Annotated in this window: 7 protein-coding genes; 2 read left to right on the top strand and 5 right to left on the bottom strand. The window is 65.8% G+C overall.

Annotated features, from left to right (window positions below; genetic code table 11):
• Nucleotides 1-1,711: recombinase family protein (locus ACXI0D_RS15150; protein ID WP_479642749.1), on the top strand; the 1,711-nt coding region annotated here is incomplete at its 5' end.
• A gap of 64 nt (nt 1,712-1,775) precedes the next feature.
• Nucleotides 1,776-2,096, top strand: a complete 321-nt coding sequence (locus ACXI0D_RS15155) for a hypothetical protein (RefSeq protein WP_479642750.1) — start codon at nt 1,776-1,778, stop codon at nt 2,094-2,096.
• On the opposite strand, the gene ACXI0D_RS15160 is transcribed toward ACXI0D_RS15155, so the two are convergent.
• Genes ACXI0D_RS15160 through ACXI0D_RS15180 form a run of 5 tightly spaced genes read right to left on the bottom strand, consistent with a single transcriptional unit; the run spans nt 2,097 to nt 23,125 of the window.
• A complete protein-coding gene (locus tag ACXI0D_RS15160) occupies nt 2,097-15,779 on the bottom strand; it encodes a PLxRFG domain-containing protein (protein ID WP_479642751.1) in 13,683 nt (4,560 codons plus the stop codon).
• Nucleotides 15,780-15,782: 3 nt separating this feature from the next.
• Nucleotides 15,783-17,291, bottom strand: coding sequence for a hypothetical protein (locus ACXI0D_RS15165; protein WP_479642752.1), 1,509 nt, complete (start codon nt 17,289-17,291; stop codon nt 15,783-15,785).
• Between the two features lie 17 nt (nt 17,292-17,308).
• Nucleotides 17,309-19,222, bottom strand: a complete 1,914-nt coding sequence (locus tag ACXI0D_RS15170; RefSeq protein ID WP_479642753.1) for a hypothetical protein — start codon at nt 19,220-19,222, stop codon at nt 17,309-17,311.
• The gene (locus tag ACXI0D_RS15175) at nt 19,222-20,421 is read right to left on the bottom strand and encodes a hypothetical protein (protein WP_479642754.1); all 1,200 of its coding nucleotides are present in this window, start codon (nt 20,419-20,421) and stop codon (nt 19,222-19,224) included. The genes ACXI0D_RS15170 and ACXI0D_RS15175 overlap by 1 nt, the downstream gene beginning before the upstream one ends.
• Entirely contained in the window at nt 20,414-23,125 is a 2,712-nt protein-coding gene (locus ACXI0D_RS15180; protein ID WP_479642755.1) for a hypothetical protein, read from the bottom strand. Before ACXI0D_RS15180 ends, ACXI0D_RS15175 begins: the two co-directional genes overlap by 8 nt.
• Nucleotides 23,126-23,129: the final 4 nt, after the last annotated feature.

Raw genomic sequence — 23,129 nt, forward strand, 5'->3', positions numbered from 1 at the left:
GCACCCTAAAGAAATAAACCCTATACTCCTGCGATCCGACACTGCGACACCTGGCTCTATGGCTACAAAGGCGAGAGTTTACAGCTACTTGCGCTTCAGTGACCCCAAGCAGGCGGCCGGCAGCAGTGCCGACCGCCAGCTCGAGTACGCTCGCCGCTGGGCCTCCGAGCACGGAATGACCTTGGATTCGGCCCTCTCCATGCAGGATGAGGGCCTTTCCGCCTACCACCAGCGCCACGTGAAAAAGGGCGCCCTCGGGGTGTTCCTGGCGGCCATAGATGAGGGACGGATCCCCTCCGGGTCTGTGCTGATCGTGGAGGGCCTGGACCGCCTCAGCCGCGCCGAGCCCATTCAGGCGCAGGCCCAGTTGGCACAGATCATCAACGCCGGCATCACCGTGGTGACCGCCAGCGACGGCCGCGAGTACAACAGGGCCGGGCTCAAGGCCCAGCCCATGGATCTTGTCTACAGCCTCCTGGTGATGATCCGGGCCCACGAAGAGTCCGATACCAAGAGCAAGCGCGTGCGCGCGGCGATCCACCGGCAATGCCAGGGCTGGATCGCCGGCACCTGGCGCGGGGTCATCCGGAACGGGCGTGACCCGCACTGGCTGGAACTGACCAAGCCCGGCGAGTTCAAGCTGGTGCCGGATCGAGCCGAGGCCGTTCGGCTGGCCGTCCGCATGTTCCGCGAGGGCAACGGCGCGGTCACCATCATGCGCGCCCTCGAGGAGCAGGGACTGCAGATCACCAACGGGGGCAACCCCGCCGGCCAGCTCTACAAGATCGTCCGCAACCGGGCGCTGGTGGGCGAGAAGGTGCTCGAGGTGGAGGGGCAGGAGTACCGGCTGCCGGGCTACTACCCGCCCCTGCTGACGGCAGAGGAGTTTGCCGACCTGCAGCACGTCGCCGGCCAGCGCATCCGCCGCAAGGGCACCAGCGAGATCCCCAGCCTGATCGCCGGCATGCGTGTCACCTACTGCGGGTACTGTGGCTCGGCCATGGTTGCGCAAAACCTGATGAATCGCGGTCGTCGGGCGGATGGCCAACCGCAGCATGGGCACCGCCGCATGATCTGCGTCGGAAACTCCCAGGGCTCGGGCTGCGCAGTTTCCGGGAGTTGCAGTGTGGTGCCGATCGAGCACGCGCTTATGACTTTCTGCGCCGACCAGATGAACCTGACCCGGCTCCACGAGGGGGGCAATCGCGAGGCCAGCATCAGTGGTCAGCTCGCAGTGGCCCGCGCGGCCGTCGCCGACACCACCGCCAAGATCGAAAAAGTGACCGATGCCCTGCTTTCGGCGGCCGCTGGTCAGGCCCCGGCTGCATTCATGCGCCGCGCCCGCGAGCTGGAAGAGACGCTGGCCGGCCAGCAGGCCGAGGTGGACGCCCTCGAGCACGAGCTGGCCAGCGCTGCCATCTCGCCGCCGCCGGCGCTGGCACAGGCCTGGGCCGATCTGGTGGAGGGTGTGCGTGCGCTCGACTATGACGCCCGTATCAAGGCTCGCCAGATGGTCGCGGATACATTCGAGCGAATCGCCATCTACCACCGCGGCATTGAGCCCGTCCAAACCCGGTCATGGAAAGGAACCATCGATCTGGTGCTGGTGGCCAAGCGCGGCAGCACGCGGGTGCTGCACGTTGACCGGCAGACCGGCGAATGGCGGTCCGGCGAGGAGCTGACCACTGAGGCGCTGCCAGCGCCGCTGTAGCGGAACGATTCGACACGCCGGCCGCGCCCGGCGATCATTCGCTCCTGACATCAGGAGGATCGTCATGTTCCGCATCATCGCCGCGCTCGCTCTGGCTCTGGCAGCCACCGCTGCGGCTGCCGAAGAACCAAACCCATATGCGCGCTACGCGCAGCCGCAGTGCGCTGCAGGCTTCAAGCCGGTCGGCAAGTCGTGCTTCAAGCTGTGCCCCGACGGGCAGCACGCGCCGGCGGCGAATGTGGATCGCTGTGAAAAGGACGTGCCGCAGTTCGTGAAGCGCGGCTTCTTCGGCGGGTGCCCGACGGGCTACGTCGGGCATCCTGCCGACCCCAGGCAATGCACCCTCCCGATCATTGCCGAGAGGATGCTCCGCCCCAGGCGCTGACTACTCGGCGAAGCGCGCCTCCTCCCGCGCCTTGTCCGCGATCTTCGGGTTCAGCACAACGCCACCCTCAGCTCGGGAGCTGTAACGCATGCGGGCCTGCAGTGAGTCACGGATGGTGGACGTGTTGATCGCCAGCTCCGGCTGAGCCTCGTTGAACGAGCGGATCTTGCCCAACACCTTCGTGACCGTATCGGCGTCCCCCGCCCGCCACGCCATCGCGTAGGCATTCAGCAGCGATGAGCGGCGGTCAAGCAGGCGCTTTTCGTAGTTCTTGGCCGCGTTGATGCCTTCGTACCGCTCGTTGAGGCTCGCAGGCGAGAATCCCGCGAGCTGCAACAGTGAACCGCCTACCCCAAGATCCTCGATCACAGGGTCGCCGCGCAGGGTGTTGACGCCCTGAGTGGTGTAGCGGACCGACTTCATGCCGTCCTTGACCGCCTTGGGCATCATCGTCTCGACGCCGCGCCAAGTGTGCCCCTCTTGGACCTGTGCCAGGCCGCGCAGCGTGTTGACCAGCATCCCGCCGAACAACGGGCCGCCAGCCTGCTCGAGCAGATAGTCGGCCATTTCCTTGCCTTCCAGCTCCCGGTTGGGCTCGCGGAACCAGAGATCGTTGAGGCTCACGCGGCTGCCGATGCTGGCCGAGGTGAAATAGTCGACCGGCCCCTTTGCCAAGATTCTGGCCGCATCGGCGCCCAGCAGATCGGCAAGGAAGTTGCGGAATGCCACCTCCGAATCGAACGGCTCGTCGTCGTCATCGCCGAACGCCGACGCCGCGGCATCAGCCAGTCCGAACATCACCGAGGTCAGCGGCATGCCCATCAGGCCAGCGAACAGGCCAGTCATGCCGAGCACCCCACCCAGCTTCGTGCGCGCCTCGCGGCGAACCTCCGGTGCCTGGCCCTTGATCGACTGGTACAGGTTTCTCCACAGGAACCACGTCATGTTCAGGCTGTACTGCCGGAACAGCAGTAGCACCTTCGCTGCGTTGCTCTGCATGAAGCGCGCACGGTTGGCGTTGCTGTAATCGAAGTGGCTCTCCGTCACCACATCACCGGCGTACTTCACCGCCTCGTTGAACGTCTGGCCACCTTGGCGCGCAAGGCGGAAGGCCGCCAACGCGGTTGCCTCTCGGTTCACTACCTCCGCCTTGTGGAACAGCCAGGAGATCACCTGCATGCCCTTGCGCACCGCAGGGTTAAAGGCGCGGGTGTCCGTTTCCGACAGGCCAGCCAGGTTGTGTGCCTGGGACTTGTCGATCGCGCCCGACGTGCGCCAGACGTGGTACGCCGCACGTTCTTCCGCATTGAGGTTGCCGGTGATGTCGCCCGTCGCGGTGCGCAGCGCAAGGCCCATCCCGGACGACAGGGCCGAGAACGCCTTGCCGACCCCGAAGCGGGCGGCCAGCACCGGGAAGGTAACGATGGCCGTCTGCGACAGGTTGACCAGTGCGGCCGCCGGCGTGGTGCCCAGGTACCACGCGAAGCCCAGCGAAGTCAGCCCGCTGACCGTCTTGGAGTCCTTGGGGTTCATCACCCACTCGTGCCGCTTGTTCATTTCGCTGTAGAGCGCCGCCCCCTTTGCCGCCCGCTCCGGATCACTCTCGGTCAACCGGTCAACGGCTGCCTTCATGTCCATCAGATCGGCGTCCAGCTCGTGGGAATGGCGGAGCCGCGCGACCTGGAAGCTGCCGTGGAAGAGGTTTGACGAGAACGACCGCAGGGCGTCAGCGCTGTAGCCGGCCGTGCCCTTGCGGTGGATCTGGTGCTTTCGCACCGACAGCTCCGGCAACGTGCGCAGGTAGAGCTGGTACACGTCGTCGCGTGTGCTCTCGTCAATGCCGGCGTTGGCCAGCAGCTCCTGCAGGTCGGCCATGAAACCGCCGCTGGCACCGGCCAGGCTGCGGGCCTCATCGAGCTTGCGGCCCGCCTTCTTCACGGTGAAGCCGCGCGCGGGCAGCTCCCGCTGTGCCTCCCGCCACTGCTCAACCTTCTCGTACATCAGGAAGGCGGGCTCGCCAGCAGCGTCCGTGGCGGAGATCCAGAACTGACCGAAGCGCTGCAGCGGGAAGTAGGGGCCATTCAAACGCGCCGACTCGAACTGCTGTCGGATCTGGCTCACCATCGTCGCTTTGGACTTCCGGTCGGCCTGCAGTGCTTCAATGCGGTCGATCAGGGCCTGCTCCATCTGTTCCGATTGGCGAACGTAGGCCTGCTTGGCGGTGCGGTAGAGCTGCTGGCCGGCGGCCGGCAGCGCCAGGAAGCGCCGGACCAACTCGGGGTAGACCGCCTTTCGAGCCTGCTCCTGTGCGAGCAAGTCATCCAGTGCCTGCAGCTCGGCCTCCAGGCGGCCCACTGCCTCCGACGATCGCGCCTGGCGCATGTCCTCTGCCACCGAGGCCTTGCGGCGCTCGATGCTGGCGGGGGTGACGATCTCGTCGGGACCGCGGCGGGTGGCGCCGGTACGCAACGGCACATAGTCTTGGGACGGGTCGACACCCTCGATGGTGGTGTCGTGCATCAGGTTCGCGGTCGCATCAGCCCCGGCGCGGTCCTTGCGCTGGAATTTCTCCCAAGAATCGGCGGTTCCTGCGGCCTCCTCCTGCATGATGTTGCGGTCGGTGGCCATCTGCTGCACACGGTCCGCGTAGGCCGCCACCTGCTGCAGGTGCAGGTCGTTGCCCAACTCGGCCAGATGCCGCAGGGTCAGCGCACCGAGCCAGGCCGGCCGAGTGTTCTCGCGCAGATTCTCGGGCTTCAGCCCCCGGAACATGGCCTTCAGTTTGTCCGCCACCCGGCTCGACGGTCCACCCAACGCGGCGTCCACGGCCGCGACAGTGGCCGCCGGATCGGGCTTCGAATAGCGCATGTCCGCGTTACGCGAGTTGAATGCGCCTGTGTTGGCGGTGGCCGACTTCACTTGGCCCGGATCGAACGCAATCCACTGGCCGATTTCGGCCACGTGGATACCGTCGTGCCCTTCGGCCTTGAGGGCCGAGCGAAGCGCCCTCGCCTCCTCGAAGGAATCGACCGCGAGGAACTGATCGAGTGTCATGGCCTTCGGATTCTGCAGCGACAAATACGCGTCAATCACGCGCTCATCGGCGGGCACGCCGTCTGCTGCCTTCTCGGCGTACCGCGTCGCCTTCGCCTTGCTTTCATCGAAGAAGAACCCCAGCGGGGCCGTCATGTGCCCAGTTGAACGGCCCAGCCTGGCCGGATCGAACGACCAGAACTCCTCGCCGGTACCGTGGTACACGACCTTGGGGTCGCCGCTGGCATCGACCACCTGCGACCGACCGAACCATTCCCTGAATTCGGGGCTGCGGACCTGATCGGGCCTTGACATAACCCAACCGGGGCGATCCACGGAATTGACCGCATCCCGCAACTGCGATAGGGTCAGCGCCGTGAGCCCCGTTGTGGGCCGTGACGCGCCTTGGATGTGACCGGGTTCGCGCACGGCTTCTGCGGGGCTTACGTTTTCCAGAACATCCGATTGCTGCAGGTCGTAGGCGAACTTCCCGTTGCGCTGCTCCTGCACCACCACGCGGGCCACACGCAGCTCGCCGCCGATCCGGACCGGTGCGTAGAAGTCGTGATAGGCCACCACCGAATCGCCAGACGGGTTCACCGCAGATGTGTCCGCGTTCGGGCGTGACCGCCCCAGTACCGCCGCCTTCGTGATCTGCGGCAGCGCCGGAACCAGCAGCAGCTTCTCGGGCCGGAAACTCACCAGCTCATTGATCGAACGGCGGGTGAGGCCGATGTCCCAGCCCTTGTCGTCGTTGTGCATCACCGTGCCGGCATCGCGCATGCGCACCAGGTAGTCGCGGGCTACGCGACGGGCCTCCTTCGGCGGCAGATCCGGCGGAATGTCGCCCACCGTGACATCGACTACCGGGATGGACTGGTTGGGATCGCCGGCAGTGCGGGAGAAGGCCAGGCCGGCGCCTGCGCTGCTTGCGCGCGGGCGCGCTCCGCCTCGGACATAGCGCGATGCCGCGACCACGTGCTGCCTCAGCTCCGCTTCGCTCAACTGCAGCGTGAACCCGAGCTGCCGCAGGAAGTTGCGCACCGCCGTGATGGCTCGATCGATCACGCTGTTGCGGACGCCCTTTTCGGCCATCACGGCCACGGCCTCGCGGATGCCGATTTCCCGATTCGCGCCACGGTAGCGGCGGTCGATCTCTGCAAACAGGGCGGCATGCTTTCCTCCGGCTCGCATGCGGTCAATCGTCCGCGCAATGTCCGCCCACGTCCGGTCGCCAGTGATGGCTTCGATACCGAAATGCCCCACCGCCTCATGCGACAGCACCTGCAGGGCGCGCTGCGGACTGCTCAGGTTGTTGGCCACCAGGTAGACGGTCCCGGTCGAGTCGTCGTAGAAACCCTCCGCGCTCACGTACTCCGGATCGCTCTTTGCCCGCGCTGGCAGATCGGCATGGCTTTCCAGCACCACCACTGCCGGCGCCTCGCCGCCCCACTTCGCAGTAACCGTGCTGATCGCCTTCTTGGCCTGGGCCGCCGAGATGCCGCGGGTGGCGACCTCAGCCGGTCGTGACAGCTTCACGGCCTCAGCCGGTGCCGCCTTCTTGTCCACCAGCACCGGGGATTCGAAGGTGCGCGGCTCATACAACGGCATGCCCTGCCCGTCGGTCGCCTCCGCATACGGAATGGCCACCTCGCCGCGTGCGTCGCGGCCAACCACGAACCAGCCGTCAGCGGTCCACCGGTGGCCGGTCACCTCGAACGTCTTGCCGTTCCAAACCACCTCAGTCTCGACGGGCGCGCCGCTGCGGAGCCATGCCGGCGGTGGAACCGGGTTGGCCTGAATGTCGCGCTCAAGCTCCACCAGCGCCTTCTCGGCCGCCTTGAGCTGGTCGCCCATGTGGAACGGCTCCGTCGTGGCCTTGCGCAACCGCTCCGCCGTCGCCCGATCCTCGGCAATGCCTTCGGCCAGCTCCCGCACTTCAACCGGGTATCGGCGCAGCGCCGCCTCAAGGCTCGCCACGGTGGGCTGGTTCGACGTGATCTCGACGCCGCGCACATCCAGCACCAGGTGCGGCACCTCCGCGTAGCGGTCCCACATGGCCTTCACCGGGAACTCGCCGTAGGTGGCCACTCGCTCCGGGCCGTCACCAACACGCATGTTGGCCGAGATCCACTTCCCGATCGCCTCGCTCGCTTCCTTCCGGTCGGCATGGACCCCGCCGTCAACGTCCATGGAGAAGCCCTTGCCGGCATTCATCGCCACCAAGGTGTCCACGGCGTCAACCGCGCCGGCCTTCTCGATCTTCGAAAGCACCACCTCATTGCGGTCCGCACGGTTGCTGATCGAGCGAATCTTCGATTGCGAATCAGCAATGCCGCGGCTGTGCAGGCGCTCCCTCGACTGCAGGCCTTCGATCTTCTTGCGGAGCTTTTCCCGGATCAGGATGCGCGGATCGCCAGCCGCCTCCGCAAAGGTCTGCAGGATGTCGCTCTGCTCCTCCGCTGCCGCCTCTCCCTCGATCACTCGCTCATCGCCCTTGGAGCGCAGGAACGCCTTGATGAAGCGATCCTTCACCGCGAGCACCTGCCAGCGGCGGCCATCGAGTCGGTCCGTCAGGTAGCGATACTCGAGCACCGTGTTCCACTGGTTGCCCTGTCGATGACCGCGCCCGTTGCGTTGCTCGAGGTCGCCGGGCATCCACGGTGCGTCCAGATGGTGCGTGGCACGCAGATTGCGTTGCATGTTGACGCCGACACCCAGCGACGCGGTGCTGCCAATGACCACACGGATTTCCGACCGGTTCATGCGGTCGGCAACTTCCTTGCGCTTTTCCTTGCTGGTCGACCCATCCACCAGGGCAATCTGCTCGCGCGGGATGCCCTGCTCGACCAGACGAGCCACCACGTCCTGGATCGTGGAGAACACCTTGTAGCGCTGGTCCATGCGCGCCCCCACCGGGCCCACCTTGCGGGTGGCGGTGGTCGAGATCCCCAGCTCGGTGAAGATGACCTGGTTCGCCTCCGGATGGCTGCGGTAGAGATCCGCGACGTTACGCACCAGTCGGCTGGCCTTGCTGTTCGGGTCATCCTCCACACGGCCCTCTCGGCCGGCCAACTTCTCGCCGTCGAGCAAGCGCACATCCAGGCTTGCCTTGTTCGCCAGCCCTTCGGTGATGATGGGCGACTCCGGCAAACCGGCGAGCATGGCCTCCTTTCGGGCCTTGCTGCTCATGCCCCGCCAGGAGCGGGCATACCCTTGGATACGCTCGAAGGCAGCCTTTTGCGGCGCGGTCAGGTCTGCCGTCTCGACAACCACCTTCTTGTACGGCCGATCCTTTGCCCCCTCCGTTCGGCCGTTCAGCAGCTCGGCACTCTCGGCCTCGGTGAGCGTCTTGTCGCCCAGGCGCTTGCCAGATGCCGTACGGCGCGGGCGCATTTCCGGCATGTCATCGGCGAACACCACGTCCATGTACTGCCCGACCATCCGGCGCAGTTCGGGCACGTTGATGAAGGCGGCCAGGCGGGTGACCGCCTCGTATTCGGCAGCGGCGTTCAGCTCGACATCCTGCACTTCGCGCGCAAACGATCCGAACCAGCCGTCCCATTGGTCGACGCCGGCCGCCTCCATCTCCTCCGCCATCACGTACCGCATCTGGTGGAACACCTCGGTCATGGTGTTGGTGACCGGGGTGCCCGTGAACAGGTGCACGTTGTTGCCGTTGTTGTTGGTGCGGACGTAGCGCGTGAGGAAGTTCAGTCCAATCGACTGCGCTGAGGATTGGGTCTGCAAGCCCTTCATGCGCATCTTGGTGGTGAACGGCGGCTTCTTGAACTCGTGGGCCTCATCCACCAGCACCATGTCGATCCCCAGTTCCTCGAACGGGATGGCGCCGGGCCGCGACGCACGGTCGGCTTGGATCTGGATCGAGTTCAGGATGCGATTGCGAATCTTCACCAGCTCCTTCGCCGTTGGCGAGCGCAGCTTTTTCAGCTCATCCTCGTCCGCCAGCATTTCGGGCGTGAGCTTCGTTCCATCATCGCTGGCGGCCTCGTGCGCGGCCTCCTCGAGCTGGGCGATCTCTTCCGCTGCCAATCCCATCAGCGTGTCCTTCCGGAACGTCAGGCGATCCATCAGGGAATGAGGCAGTACCACGGCATCCCAATCGTCGTTGGCGATCTGGCGCAGCTTCACATCGACGGTCGCCGGCGACAGGTTGTCCACATACAGAACCTTCGCAGCCGGGTACATCATCTGAATCTCGGCAGCGACGCTGGCGCTGTTGGCGTTGTGCGCCAGCAGCAAGGGCTTCTTGGCAATGCCGTAGCGCCGCGATTCAACGGCAATACCGCCCATGGTGAACGTCTTGCCGGTACCCACCTCATGGGCGTTGATGGACTTGCGCATCACCAGGCCTCGCCAGATGGCGTTCCGCTGGTGGTCGCGCAGGTCGAACGGGCCGCTGCCCAACGACAGCGCCATACCCTCGAAGCTCAGGAAGGAACCGTCGAACTTAGGCGTTGCGTAGGCGTTGCGGACCTCGTTGTACTCGCGCTCCACCGCCACCTTGCGTTCGGCGTCACTCCACAACCATTCGGCAAAGCGACCGCGGATGTTGGCGATTTTCTCCGTCACCTCCTTCGTTGCGTCGACATCCACGCCTCCGCCGTCTCTGGCAGGGCGATGCAGCGTGATGGTCTGATTCGAGATCGCCGCGTTCATCAGGCGCTGGAACGGCACCTTGTCGGTGCCGAAGTTGGTCCGGGCTTCCGCCCTTCCCTTCATCGAATCGGGAATTCGGACCCGCCAGCGGCCGGCCGAGAAGGACACTTCAACGCCCTGTGCACTCTCGGTACCGAGCATGTGCGCGATGTAGTCGCGGTAGGCATCTACCGGCACCCAAGTGGCGCCGAGCTGCGTCTCGATCTTGTAGTAGGGGATGTCCGCAGGCACTACGTCCTTCAGCGCATTCACGTTGCGCTGAATGTGTCCCATGCCCTCCGCTACGGCTGCCTGCGCCTGCCGCAGCTTCTCGCGGACATTACCCGATAGGTAGATGTCCGAAGGCACGATGTCGCCGCCAGGAAGCTCGAACACGGCGCCCTGCTCGATCAGCTCGGCCTTGACCTCGGCCTCGGGGCGGCGGGCGATCTCGGCGATTTCGGCGGCGCTGGGGTTGATCGATCGATTGCGGGCCAGCACGAAGGCATCCGCCACGCTGGGGTTCTCAATGCGGCGAGCGCCGCGCGTGGTGCTTTCTGTCAGGATCCGGGCGGGCCGGAAGCCCTGCGTCCGACCATCCGGAACCTCGAGCGCCGCCAGCGCCGGATAGAACGGATCGTCCACCTTCCGCAGGTACTGCAGCCCGTAGCTCGCTCCAAGCCGGCCATGCTCCTGCACGAAGCCATCGTAGAGGGCCCGAAGCGCCGTGCGCGCCTGATCTGCGTCGGTACCGGCTCGTTCCGCCTCGATCAGTGCCGCGTACTGCTGCCGCATGTCGATCAGGCTCGAGAGCTGGCGCTCGCGCGCGGCCGTCTTGGCCGGATCCTTGACGGCGTAGGCAATCACTTCGCTGGCCGGTGCCAGGTGCTCGCCGCGCACGATGAAGAATCCCTTTTCCGTCTTGGTCAGGGCGTTCTCGCGATCGGCCGTGTGGTTGGTGATGTAGCTGACCTGCGCCGGGCGCGCATCCATCTGGTACGCCCCCTTCGGCACGAGGCGGGCAATGCGCTGCAGCTCGGCGCCCATGTCGGCCGGCCGGCGCACCAGCATCCCAGGCCGAGCACTGTTGGCGCCCTGCCCGTGGTCGATCTTCCCCACCACGTGGTCAGGATTGGCGTGGAAGTATTCGTTGACCAGTACCGGCTCGCCGGCCGGAGTCATCAGCTCCTTCGACTCAATCCATCCGGCGTCCATCGCCTGCGCCAACGGCACGTCGCGCTTGCGCAGAATCAGGATGTCCGTGACCACCTGCGTGCCGGCGTATTCCTCGAACGCTCCGGACGGCAGGCGGAATGCGGCCAACAGCTCGCCCTTCTTGGCCAGCTCTGCGCGGACGCCGAACCCCTTCTTGTCCATGGTGCCGGCGGACGTGATGCCCACCACCAGGCCGCCCGGCCGGGTTTGGTCAAGGGCCTTCAGGAAGAAGTAATCATGCAGGTGCGGGTTCAGGCGCTGGTAACGCCGGTCCGCAATCACAGTGTTCTCGAACGGCCAGTTTCCGATCACCAGGTCGTAGAAGTTGTCGGGGGTCTTCGACTCCTGGTACGGCATCACCCGCACGTTGGCGCTTGGGTACAGCAGTTTGGCCATGCCGCCCGTGGTCTGGTCCAGCTCAATGCCGGCGAGCTGGCTGCGCCGCTGCAGTGCCTGCGGCATCAGCCCGAAGAAGTTGCCGATGCCCATTGCCGGCTCAAGCACGCGGCCGCCTTGGAAGCCCATGGTCTTCACCATGTCCCACATGGCGGCAACCGTCGGCGGGTCCGTGTAGTGAGCATTCGTGATCGAGCGCTGCGCGCTCTCCCATGCTTCACGGCCAAGGTTCTCCCTCAGCCACGCGTCGCGCTGCTCCCATCCGGCCTTCGGTCGGGGGCGCTCCCACGTGCCTTGGAACAGTTCCTGGCCGAAGGAGCCCCAGCCGGTGTAGCCAGCAAGGACAGCCTGCTCCTCAATCGTGGGCTCTCGCCCCACGGCAGACAGCTCATTGAACAGCTCGATCGCGGCCTGGCTCTTTTTGAAGCGAGCCACCGGACCACCACCAGCGATTGCCGTCGGATCCGCGATGTGGAAGTTCCCCGGCCCAGGATTGGCCGGGCTGACCTCCGCCGGCGACTTCGCTACGCCGCGGCGCTGGGATCCCGCATCAGGTTGTTCCGCTCGGCCTGCTCGCGCGCGTCGGTCACCGGTAGCCCGGCTGCCATCAGCTCGTCCTGCTCCGTCCACATTCTCTGCTGCAGCACGTACGCCAGTGCGTCGGCCATCCCCTCGCGCTGCAGGCTCGCCAGCAGTTCCGGGTTGGTTTCCTTCCACGTTGCCAGAATCCGCCGATGCAGCTCCTGGTTGTGCATCACGTCCTCGTCGGCCTGCAGGCGCTTGTGCTCCTGCTTGATCTGCCGCACCCAGTTCGGGTCCAGTCGGTTGCTCATCAGCATTCCCCTGCTCGGTGTACTCGGTCTGTGCCGCAGCAGCGGCGATTGCGTCCACGTCGGCCGATTCAACGGCGGCCGCACTGTCCATCCCTTCGAAATCGGTTGCGCGCGGGTCAAACCTGACTCCCATGTACCAGCTTTTCAGGTATGGACGCACGCCCTCGCCAAGGTCGGCCAGCATCGCCTGGGCGTACGCCGCAAAGGTTCTGGCGCCCTTCTCGATATGGTACCCGGCCAGCGTGATGCCCGCCTGCAGGATCTCAGGATCGATCCCGGAGTTGAGCTGGCTCAGCTTGGAACGAAGAGTCGCACGCGCCCTCTCGGCCGCATCTTCCGTGAAAATGGTGTTCGCGCTTGCCTCGGGAGCGCGCGCGGCCTTCTTGGCCTTCTTCTCCGGCTTGCCCGTCGGCGCGGCGTCGCCACCGGGCTTCACCGCAACCCGACCGGGAACGATGCGAATTGCACCGTTCTCGAGGCGAACCTGCAGCGTGCCCTGCTCGTTGTCGATCTCCATCACCTCCGCAGCCAGGGTCTCATCGCCGGAGCGGAACTTCACGGTGTCACCGGCGCCGATGCCCTCCTCTGCGATGGCCTCGAGGTTCTCCGCGAACTCCTGGTCGATCTTGCGATGGATTTCCGTGCGCGCGGCGCCGTCGCCCTTGCTGGTCGGCTGGGCACCCCGGCCCTCGTTGCCGGCCGTCGGCGTTTGGCTCTTGATCGCGGTGTCCGGGGCCTCCTTCAGCACCCCCACATAGCCGCCGAAGTGCTTGCGCACCTCATAGTTGGCCGGATCGAGCCCACGCCGCTTGATCTCGCGCTGCACTACTTCGGGCTTGGAAAAACCCTCTTCCTTCGTATTGCGGGCACCGTGACGCGTGATCGTCTTCGCACCCGCGTTGAAGGTGGCCACCTGCTCATCGCTGGCGATGTTGTCCCGGTGCAGGCGCGTTACGCCCTGCTTGGTCATACGGGGCTTGCCGCTGGCGTCGTACGTCGGCAGCAGCACGCGGGAGCCTTCCAGATCCTTCTTGCGCACCTTGAAGGCTTCGCCGTGGACGTTGCGCACGGTGGTCAGCTCGGACGCCTTTGCGCCCATGACTCGATCTACTTCGCGGGTGTCGATCGCGGCGCGACCAGGTGCCGCTTGTTGATCCTGCTGGACAGCAGCGGGCACGGTCGTCCTGCTCGGATCCTTCACCCAGCGGCGGAACTCCTCCTGCGACATCTGCGTGATACCGCCCAGGCCATCCCAGCCCGGCTCGTAGTTGCGCAGATAGGTCTGTCGGGCGTCCGCTTCCGACGGCGCCCCCATGACCACCTTGTGTTCATCGAAGGAGCCATCCTTGTTCACTTGGTCCACCACGAAAACGGGCAGGCTCTCGTCCTCTGCCCGGTCCGTCATGAACACGTCCACGTGGTCCTTGTCGGCGCCCTTGGAACCCTTGAAATACCCGTAGTGGTCCTGCAGCGGCGGCCACTCGGGGCGGCGGCTGGTGCCGGCCGGGTTCTCGATCGACACATCCAGGCCAGCCACACGCGCATGGCCCTTCTTGTAGTTGCCGGCCTCCTTCTGCGCCTCGGTCGGCTCGGGACGCGCGTTCGCCGGGCTCGTCGCAGCCTCTGCTGCGGCGGCCTGGACGACCGACGGAGCACTCAGGGGCTCAGTCGCCGCCCGCTCAACTGCCGCGGTGGCGGGGGCGTTGCGGGTGCTTTCTGCGCCAGAAACAGGCTGCGGAACAGCGACACCTTCGACTGGAACCCCGCCAGCTTCCACAGCGCCGCGCGCCAGGTCGCCTCGTCCGGCTTCGGATCGTCCGGCAGCTCGTGCATTGGTCTTCGCCTCTTCGTTCAGGGCACGGCGATCAGCGAACACATCGCTCACCACCTGCTGGGCCTCGGGCGCATCAACACCCATGGCGCGCGCCAGCGTGCTCACGGCCGGCATGCGTCCATTCGTCTCCATCTGCCGATGCAGGAAGGAGCGCATTTCATCAGCACCCGGCCGCTGCAGCACTTCCCCGGTTGCCGGATCCACGCCGCGCGGCGCGGACGGCAAGCGACGCGCGGTGCTCTCGATCAATTCGCCCTGGCGCGGGGGCACGGGCTCGCCCTGCAATGCGGCCGTCATAGCCTGCACGTCGGCGGCAGCCTGCGCTGCGCCGTTGTTCACGGCAACATTCACTGCGCGCGACAGGGGGCCATTCGAGGCGTCCGGTACCGGGCTTCCATCCGGCAGCGTCGGAGTGGCTACCGGCGCGGCCGCAGGGTGCTGAGCGCGCGCCTGATTTACATCCGGCGTCAGGCCGATGTTCTGCCGCTCCTGAGCAAATGCCGCATCAGCCGCGTCGCGCGCATACGCCTGGGCCGCAGTGACCGCCTGCCCCTCGGGGTCGACGGTGACCGCCTCCGGCGGGGGCAGCGCCAGCGGAGCTTGCTGCGGAACGCTGGACTGCTCCTCCGGCGCGTTCTGCGGCAGCCTGCGGCGGAAGCCAGACGCGGCGCCTGGCACGCTGCCGCCCAGCGCACCGGCGGCGACGTTCTCGAGGTAGTCGTCGTAGGCCTCAGCACCAGTCAGCGCCTGCCGCGCGCCAGCGCGCTCCATCACCGCCTGCACGCCCTCGGTGGCACCTTCGGTGATCGCCCCCTCCACCGCACCTGTCAGCATGCGGCGCCCCATCTGCGGGCTCGCGGAGGCGCCTCGGAACAGCCGGCCCGCGATCAGGCCCTCGGCCGCAGAGTCCACCAGGCCGGCCGGTACACCCCAAGCGATCGCGCGCGCGGCGTCTCCGCTGGTCAAAGCCTCGCCGGCCTCAGCGGCATCATCCGCTCGGCCCGTGTACGCGATTCCCACTTCCTGCCCGACGTTCAACCCGGTGTTGGCAAGGGCGCCCCCGCCAAGCTGTGCAAGGCGCTTCTTCGCCAGTTGTGATCCCGCCAGCTCCGCCGCCTCGAGACCGACGCCCTTGGCCAACTGCTGTTCCACAAGGTTGCGCACTTCTGCGTTGATGATCTTCTTGGCGCCGGTCTTGGCGACCAAGCCGCCCACGGCGCCGACCACCGCTCCGGGCGCAGCACCAACACCGCCCGCAGGAGCGCCGGCAGCACCACCTGCAGCGGCGCCGGCCGCAGAAACGGCCAGGCTTTGAAGGGCCTGGCCACCGAAGTTACCCAGGGTATCGCCAGCCCACTCACCGAAGGACGCGTCGCCCGAAATCGAGCCCTTGAACGAGGAGTTGTTCTGCAGCGGCTCAACCTCCTCACGCTGCACGCGCTGGTAGTTCTCCAATCCCCAGTCGCGCAGGCCATCGGCACCAACCAAACCGCCGGTGGCGGCCGCTGCGCCGTACAGCAGGCTTTTCGTCTCTGGCAGGCTGCGCTTGAAGCCGCGCAAAGCGGCTTCGCCGAAACCGGCCGCCTTCGGCTCGGTCGCCGCCGCGCCGCTCAGCCGGCGAGGCTGGGCGTATTCGGCATAAGGGTTGCTCGCCGCATCCTCTGGTGCCGCATGTTGAACGTACTGCTCGTAAGGGTTCTTGTCCTGCGACATCGGTTATTTCCCCAGGTAACGGGCCGCTGCGCCAGCGCCGAACGTGGCGTCGAACTGGGCGCGCGTGCCAGGATTGGCTCGCAACTGGGCAATGGCCGCCTCCGGCGGCGTAGGTCCGCCTTGTGGAACCTGATTGCCGCCGAGGAGTGTAGCAATTTGGGCATCCACGTCAGCCAGCGCTGATGCCTTCTCCTCGGCACTGAGCCCCAAGGAATCGTTGATGCTCTTGCGCTGCTCGCCGAGGAAGTCGAGTCGCACCTTCGGGGTGATCGCCCCGGCAGCGTCGGCCGCCCCACGGAATGGCTTGCCATCGGCGCCGGTGATCTGCCGCACGGTGCCGTCGTTGGTCAGCCCATAGGCATTTCCATCGGCACCCGTCAGCATGCGGGCCACCTGCTGGCCCTGCTGGTTGCGCTGCGCAATGTCTGCCGCCAGACCCAGCCCGCGAAGCTGCCGATCAGCGCCAGCCTCGGCGGAGCGCGCGGCGAGGTTCGCACCGGCCAGCCCTTCATCGCTGGCAATCTTGGCGGCGTTGTTCGCCATGCTGACCGCGTTGCCCTGCTCCGCCTGGTACTGATCCATCAACGCGCGGCGCATGCTCGGGCTGCCGCGCCCCTTGGTCCGCAGATCGGTGGCCAGCTCGCTCTGCCGCATTGCCGCTCGCCGTTCAGCTTCACCGGGCATGCCGATGACCGCGCCCGCCGCGCCGGTACCGGCGGCCCCGGCGCCGACCACGGGCAGGCTGGCGGGCAGTCCGCCAACGGTGCGCGCGTCGAATGCGCCCAGCGTGTTGCGATTCTCGTTCTGGCCAAGGCGGGCCAGGCTCGCGTTGTCGTACACGTTCTCGCCGTGTTCACCGATGCGCGAGGCAACTCCGCCCGGCTGGCCGTCCAGCGTTCGCATACCCGGAACGAGAGCCTTCGGATCGGCCTTGAGGTAGGGGTTCTCCGGCGCCCCAACCGTGCCATCGTTCACGATCACCGTCGGACCCTGCGGCGATGCCGCAGCAGCTCCCACCGGGCCAGGCGCTGCGCTCGTAGCGGCTGGTGCTGCCGGGCTGTCCGCTGAAACGGCGCCCGCCGCTGGCGCGGCCGCCGCTGCGCTCAATCGGGGCAGCGTGACCCGCAGGTTGAGCGGTTTGCCGGCATCCGGGTGCTCAGTGCCATTGAAGCCGCTCACGGCGTCTCGAGCGAAGCCGCCAAGCGTGCGGCCGGGCACCAGAGCGGCGTTGGCCAGACCTTCGGCTGCCCCCAGCCCGGCATTCACCGTTCGACGGTGCACCTTCTCGGTTTCGTCGGCCCAGTTGCGCAGCCCACGGCCAAACCGCGTTCCCGCCGCTGGCGCGGGTGCTGCGGCAGCCGCCGGTTGCCCGGCCGCCGCTTGGAGTGACGGTACCGCGCCGCCGCTCAGGCCCCGGCCTACGCGGTAGTCGGCGCCAGTGAGATTTGCCGTCGCTGCAGGCGCGAAGTTGCTGCTGACCTGCGGATACGGCTTCTGTTGGTCGTTTGCCATGGCGGTTCCTTTCGTGGTTACGAGGCGTCGGCGATCTCGCCGGAATAGTTGTAGCTGCGGCTGACCGAAGTCGAATCGCTGGCACTGCCGCTGCCGCTGATCGATGCGGAGGCATGGATAGCGCTCATCGCACCGGCGGCCATCTGAGCGGACATCTGGCCCGCCGAACTCATCGCGTCCTTCAGGGCCAGCGCGACCTGCTGCAGACGTTGCATGCGTGCTTCGAACTGGCGGCTGACCACCTCAAAGTACGCGATGTTGTTGCGCACCGATGCCTCTTGGGCGCGCACCCGGATCTCCTCAGCCTGGCCGGCATACCGCATCTGCTCGCCCCATCGCTGCGTATCAGCGGCATAGGTCTGAGCCCGCGCAGTGATCGCGTCCTTTCGCGCGGCGACTACCGCTGTCTGAGACTGCAGTAGGCCCAGGAACTTCCGCACACTGGCATCCGTGGCGCTCAGCTTCGCCTCGATCACGCGCAGTCTTGAGTTGTTGCGATCGCTGGCGGCAGAGACAGTGGCGGCATAGGCCCGCGCTTCGGCTTCGAAGGCCTGAACCTTGGCCACCTCACCTCGCACCTGTGAGTCGTACACCTCAAACCGGGTCTTCTCCGCACTCAGGCGCGCATCCCAGGCCTCCACATCCACCTTGTAGGCGTCGATCTTGTCGCGCTCGATCTCCGACCGGATCTTTGCCCCATGCAGCCGCGTACTGAACATGTCGGCCAGCACCTTCACTCCCTCGAGCTGGCTGGTATAGATCCGAACCCTCTGCTCATTGATCGTGCCCTTCAACTGCTCCGCTTCGATCTGCGCACGCAGAATGTCCAGCTTGGCCAACTCCGCACGCAGCCGCGCTTCGAACACCTCCCGCTTGGCTTGGATGCTCTGCAGCCGCAGGCCGAATGCCGCGGCATGGAGGTTGAACTCATCCTTCATCGCACCGAGCACCACCTCGGCGCCTTGGAAGGCCCTCTGCGCGGTCTGTTGCCAATGCTGCGACCACATCGATTCCAAGGCGATACCCTGCGCAACCGCAGTTCGAAGATTCTCAATCGCCCATTCTGCAGCCTTCGAGAACACATCCCGGCTGTGACCATTGGCATTCAGCGCCGCCTGTTCCCGAACAGCGTTCACCTGCTCCACAAGCATGCCCGGCGGCATGGTGTACCCCCGCGCCGCCCAGTCATCAGCCGCCGCGCTGATCGCCTTACGCGCGGTCGCATCCTCCCGTTCCACTGCGGCCGCCCATAGCGCCTCCTGCACCGCCTGTGGCATCGCGAAACCGCCGGCGAGCATCTTCTTGATGCTGGCCGACAGTTCGTTGAGCGCCATCGGTGAATACTCCTGCTCCTGCCAGTCGAACCGCAGGCTCGGAACATCGGTATTGAACGTGGGCACCTCCTCCACATCGAACGGTGGAATGTCCACCTGTGGCACGGGCGGCAACGTGAGCGCTTCCAGCGAGGGCGCCGCAGGCAAGGTCAGATCCGGCTCAACCGGCAACTCGACCGGGTTCACCGCCGGCCGCTCGGGGGCGGCGCCAGGGTTCAGCGGCGCCGGAGTAGCCGGCATCACCGGCAAGCCAACGCTCGGCTGGAACGGACCAGGATCATCGAGATCAAGATCATCGATAAGGTGCAGCAGATCCTCGTAGGGCGGCGGCACAACCTCCCCCACCTCCCCCAGCAAGTTCGGATCGGGCGGGGTAAAGGTCGGCATATCTCCAACAACGACCTCACTGGGCCGTATATCCGGTGGCGTCAGCTCCTGCGCCGGCGTCCAGCGTCCAAGGTTGTGGATGCTGGTTTCGGTCCGGCCCAGCCACTCGCCGGCCGCACCCATCATGTATTCCATGGCGTTGTTGACGTTCCGAATGGCCTCCTGATAGGCATTCTTCGTGTCATTCGACGGTGCGATCGAGTTGTCCATCAAACCCTCCTCTGGCCGGCGCTATCGAGCACCGACACGCTGTCAATCGTGAAGTCAGCACCGGCCTTGTTGCCGATGGTCGCCTGCCAGTAGCGAGACTTCAGGCCTCGCCCCAACTTTGCCCGCTGGGGCGCCAGGTCTTCAGCCAGGCGCTGCTCGAAATCGTAGGTGTAGAACACAGGCACCCCCTTGGGGGCGGCATCCACCGTCAACTGCAACCGGCCATCGGTGGTTGCGCCGGCGTACACCATTCGCATCGTCGCCGTCTGCTCGCCGGTCAGGGCCTGCTTGCCAGTCCGCACGTGCGCATTGATCGGCAGCCCGAAGTCGTCCTCGCCTTCAAGGCGAAACAGTCCGGCATCGCTGGCGCCGTACAACACGCCGTCAATCACCGCCAGCGAATTCATCGGAAGATCGGTGTAGCGGCTCATGGCCCAGGTGTCGGTGTTTGCAGTCCAGGCCGTGGTCATTCCGACGCGTCGCGCGGTATGCCCATCCCCGGCCGGCATCGGTGGCGATGGCAGGTATCGCTCCTCACCCCATCCAGCATCCACCAGCGTTCCGCGAGGCCGTCCAATTCCCGTGAACTGGTCAGCCAACACGCCGCGCTCGCGGATGAACACGATCGCATTGGCCTCCGCCGAGAGGATCTCACCGAGTCGCCCAGCATCGGCCAGAAGCGCGCTACGCGTTGCAGTGAAGAGCTCGTCCCAATGACCAAGCTCGGCCAAGCCTCCGGTGCGGGCGCTTGAGTACCGCTCTACCCCCTTGGCGATGTCCGCAAGCATTGCGGACGGCGATCCGGTCGGCATGTATTGCTCGGAAAATGCACCGCGCTCCTGCATCGCCAGCCGGCTGTTGCCGCCGTACGATTCTCCCCAGGCACCGGCGTCCGACATCGTGACCGACCGCCGCGTCGTCCACCGCTCGCCGATCCTTCCACGGTCCAGCAGCACAGCTTCGGGCAAGGCGACCGGTCGGTAGACCTCCTGCCACGTCCCGGCCTCAGCAAGCCCCAGAGTTCGAATTCCAATGTAGCTCTCGAGCACCAAGGCAGAGTCGCGCAGCGACACGGACAGGCCGAAAGAGTATGCCTCTACCACGCTCCCAGCGTCGGCCAGCAAGTCATTCCTCGCGATCAGCCACTGCTCGGAATGGTAGATCCCGTCTTCCAGCATGAGGCACTGATGTTCAGCCACCGTCGATTACTCCGATGTAGGTGAGGGGGCGGCTCTCCATGCCTGGGTACTGCGGTACACCCACCGCTCGGCTTCCGCCGTTGAGATTCAGGCCATACCGCGCAGACGTGGCCTCGCCCAGGCAGTTGTAGGTCGCTTCGATGTACTGGGTCAGGTTGGTATCCACCGTCGGTGACGGGGTAGCCCAAAGGCCGAACCCCAGCTCCTCCTCGCGGTGCGTGCGTATCTGCCCCAAAGTCGAGCTGCTGATCCACCACACCTCGTACTCGCCTCCCGGCGGTGACAACTCCCTAACCGGCGCGGGGAGCGGGGGTTCAGGGACGGAGTACGCCAGTGAAGTCGCATGCTCGCCGCCCGAAAGCCACGGTCCCTCATCGGCGGCATCGCCGCAGTCGTAGGGGCTGTAGCTGTTGCCGTCGTGCCAGGCCGTGCCGGCGAGCCAGTTGTAGTGCGCGTGGCGGACGCCGGGCGTGCACACAGTGCGCTGAGTCACCGGGCCGTAGCCGGTTGGATGCTGTTCGAGGCGTATCCAGTAGCTGGTACCGGGTTCCTCACCCTCGCTCGGTGGCCAGCCTACGCCGCTTGACCACTCTCCGCCCGACCACGGAGCGCGGTTCCGCCAGTGCTCGTAGTGGTGTGGGTCAAGCAAATAGCGATACTCGTGCTGAACCTCACGCTCGGTGCCGGCGTGGCTGCGGCGCCAGGCGTAGTAGTAGCTCTCGCGATCGCCGAAGGGTACCGCCACGCCGCTACCGAGGTCCGGCGATGAAACCCGCCTCACATCGGTACGGCGAAGGAATCGTTTGGTACGCGTCACTGTGCCCTCATTCGCGTAGGGCGGCCCGAAATCAATCACGTCGACGCTCGAGTAGCCAAGATCCTTGCTCACGATGTCGGTGTCTGCGGTCCCGGCAGGCAGCTCGTCGCGGTGGTCGAAATCATTCGTGTAGAACATCATCGGAACACGCCGCGTGCCCACCTCGTCGTGCGCACTCCACTGACCGACGTACATGCAGTCTTCAAGGTCGCTGGTGTTCTGTGCAGGAGCGTTTGAGTCCCGCACCCAGTAGAACTTGACCCATTTCAGGTCATTTCCGGCGAAGAAGACGTGCATGGTCGTGTGGCAGAGGGCCGGCTGCTCCGCCAACCGCGACGCAGGCTGCATGGAGTGGGAGACCAGGTGGCCCAGCAGCGTTTCGGGGAACCTGATGATGTTCCCGTTGTCCTGTTTGGCCGCCGGGGAGAACCACAGGAAGCCCTCGCTTACCCTGCTCACTCGAGCGCCCCCCACGGCGATCGGCTCCAACACCAATGCGTCGACATAGCGGAACACCGCCTCATCGGTACCTGTCGCCAAGGCACGCTGCTTTGCCGTCATACGCGCAGCCTTCCAGATTGCCGCGTCGATTCCATCTGGGAACAAGCCAGCGTCGCGCATGCGCTCGAGGCGCTTCAACAACAGACTGTCGGCAGTCTCTATGACTGGCCGAACAGCGCCGATCTGCAGGCTGATCGCGTAGTGCACGCCCCGCTGCAGATCATCATCCCCAAAGCGCCATGCTGTGTTGTGCGCTTCGTCGCCACGCAGATTGAACGCCCAGCCCATGTCCGATGAGTAGGGACTGTGACGATAGAAGTCAGCGAGGTCCGCTCGCGCCGCGAGGCGCACAACTCGCCCCGCGCGGATCCATGATTCCAATGATCCTGCTTTTGGAAACGGCTCGCCTGTCGGGAAGCCTCCGAACTGCTCGAGGAGGTGGAGCGCGTCAACGTCTCCGCGCTGCTCGAGCAGCTCACGGAAGGTGCTGCTCAACGTGGCGTCATGCAGCGGCAGCGGCATCGCGATCACTCCCGCACTGCCACTGATCTCCACCAACCACCAGCGGCCATCCGCTGCCCGCGTCAGACCGTGCGTGCGGTAGAACTTCCAATCGTAGCGAACCTGCAGCCCCTCATTGGCCACCTCCCTGAGGTATGTGGACTTGGAGCGGGATGATGGCGGGGTACCGCCGTCCACGTCGGTCTGCGCTGGCTCGCTGCGGATCTCCTCGTACAGGCTGACTTCCCGCCCGCGTGCCTGTCCCTCTTTCGCGGGCGGCTGACGGCGCTGGCGGCCGAAGCCCATCAGTGCCTGCACAAGCCCCCGCATCGCACCGGAGTACATCGTCGGACGCAGCAGCGTGTACTGCGAATAGACGCGCTCGGCCGCCTGTCCGCTTGTTGTAGGGTTGCGCAGTTCGGGAAAGCCCTGCAGGGGCTCCACAGCCAGGCGCTCGAGCTCCTGATAACCGTAGGAAGGAACCTCCACCTTCTTCCCCCACAGGCTGTAGGTTTCCGCGCAACGGAAGGTGGGATGAAATTGAGAGAGCACCTGTCGACTGTCACCCTCCCAGCGCGAAGCGGACTCGATGTACCCGTTGCGAATGACCCCGGAAACGAAGTCCGGGATGACATTGCGCTCCACCTCGACTTCGCCCACCGAGGGTGCGTACCCGGCGACGATATGCACTGCGGCCATGCCGCCGCCCAGTATCACGTAGCAGTAGCTGTCGTCGTCCAGAACCTGGTAATCGCGCAGGACGTTCAATCCACCCAGCCGCTGGCGCTCCTGGGCATTGCGCAGGAGCTGCAGGCCCTTCGGCAGAAAGGCCTGCGCACGTTCCTTGTCGCCGCTGTACACGACGCGGGCGGGCCCGTAGCGCATGGGG

The organism is Stenotrophomonas sp. C9D9 (assembly GCF_056491205.1).

What these genes read in the sequence shown, in the direction of transcription:
- ACXI0D_RS15160 (WP_479642751.1), bottom strand. Translation starts at nt 15,779, where the DNA reads ATGTCGCAGGACAAGAACCCTTACGAGCAGTACGTTCAACATGCGGCA.
- ACXI0D_RS15180 (WP_479642755.1), bottom strand. Translation starts at nt 23,125, where the DNA reads ATGCGCTACGGGCCCGCCCGCGTCGTGTACAGCGGCGACAAGGAACGT.
- ACXI0D_RS15170 (WP_479642753.1), bottom strand. Translation starts at nt 19,222, where the DNA reads ATGGACAACTCGATCGCACCGTCGAATGACACGAAGAATGCCTATCAG.
- ACXI0D_RS15165 (WP_479642752.1), bottom strand. Translation starts at nt 17,291, where the DNA reads ATGGCAAACGACCAACAGAAGCCGTATCCGCAGGTCAGCAGCAACTTC.
- ACXI0D_RS15155 (WP_479642750.1), top strand. Translation starts at nt 1,776, where the DNA reads ATGTTCCGCATCATCGCCGCGCTCGCTCTGGCTCTGGCAGCCACCGCT.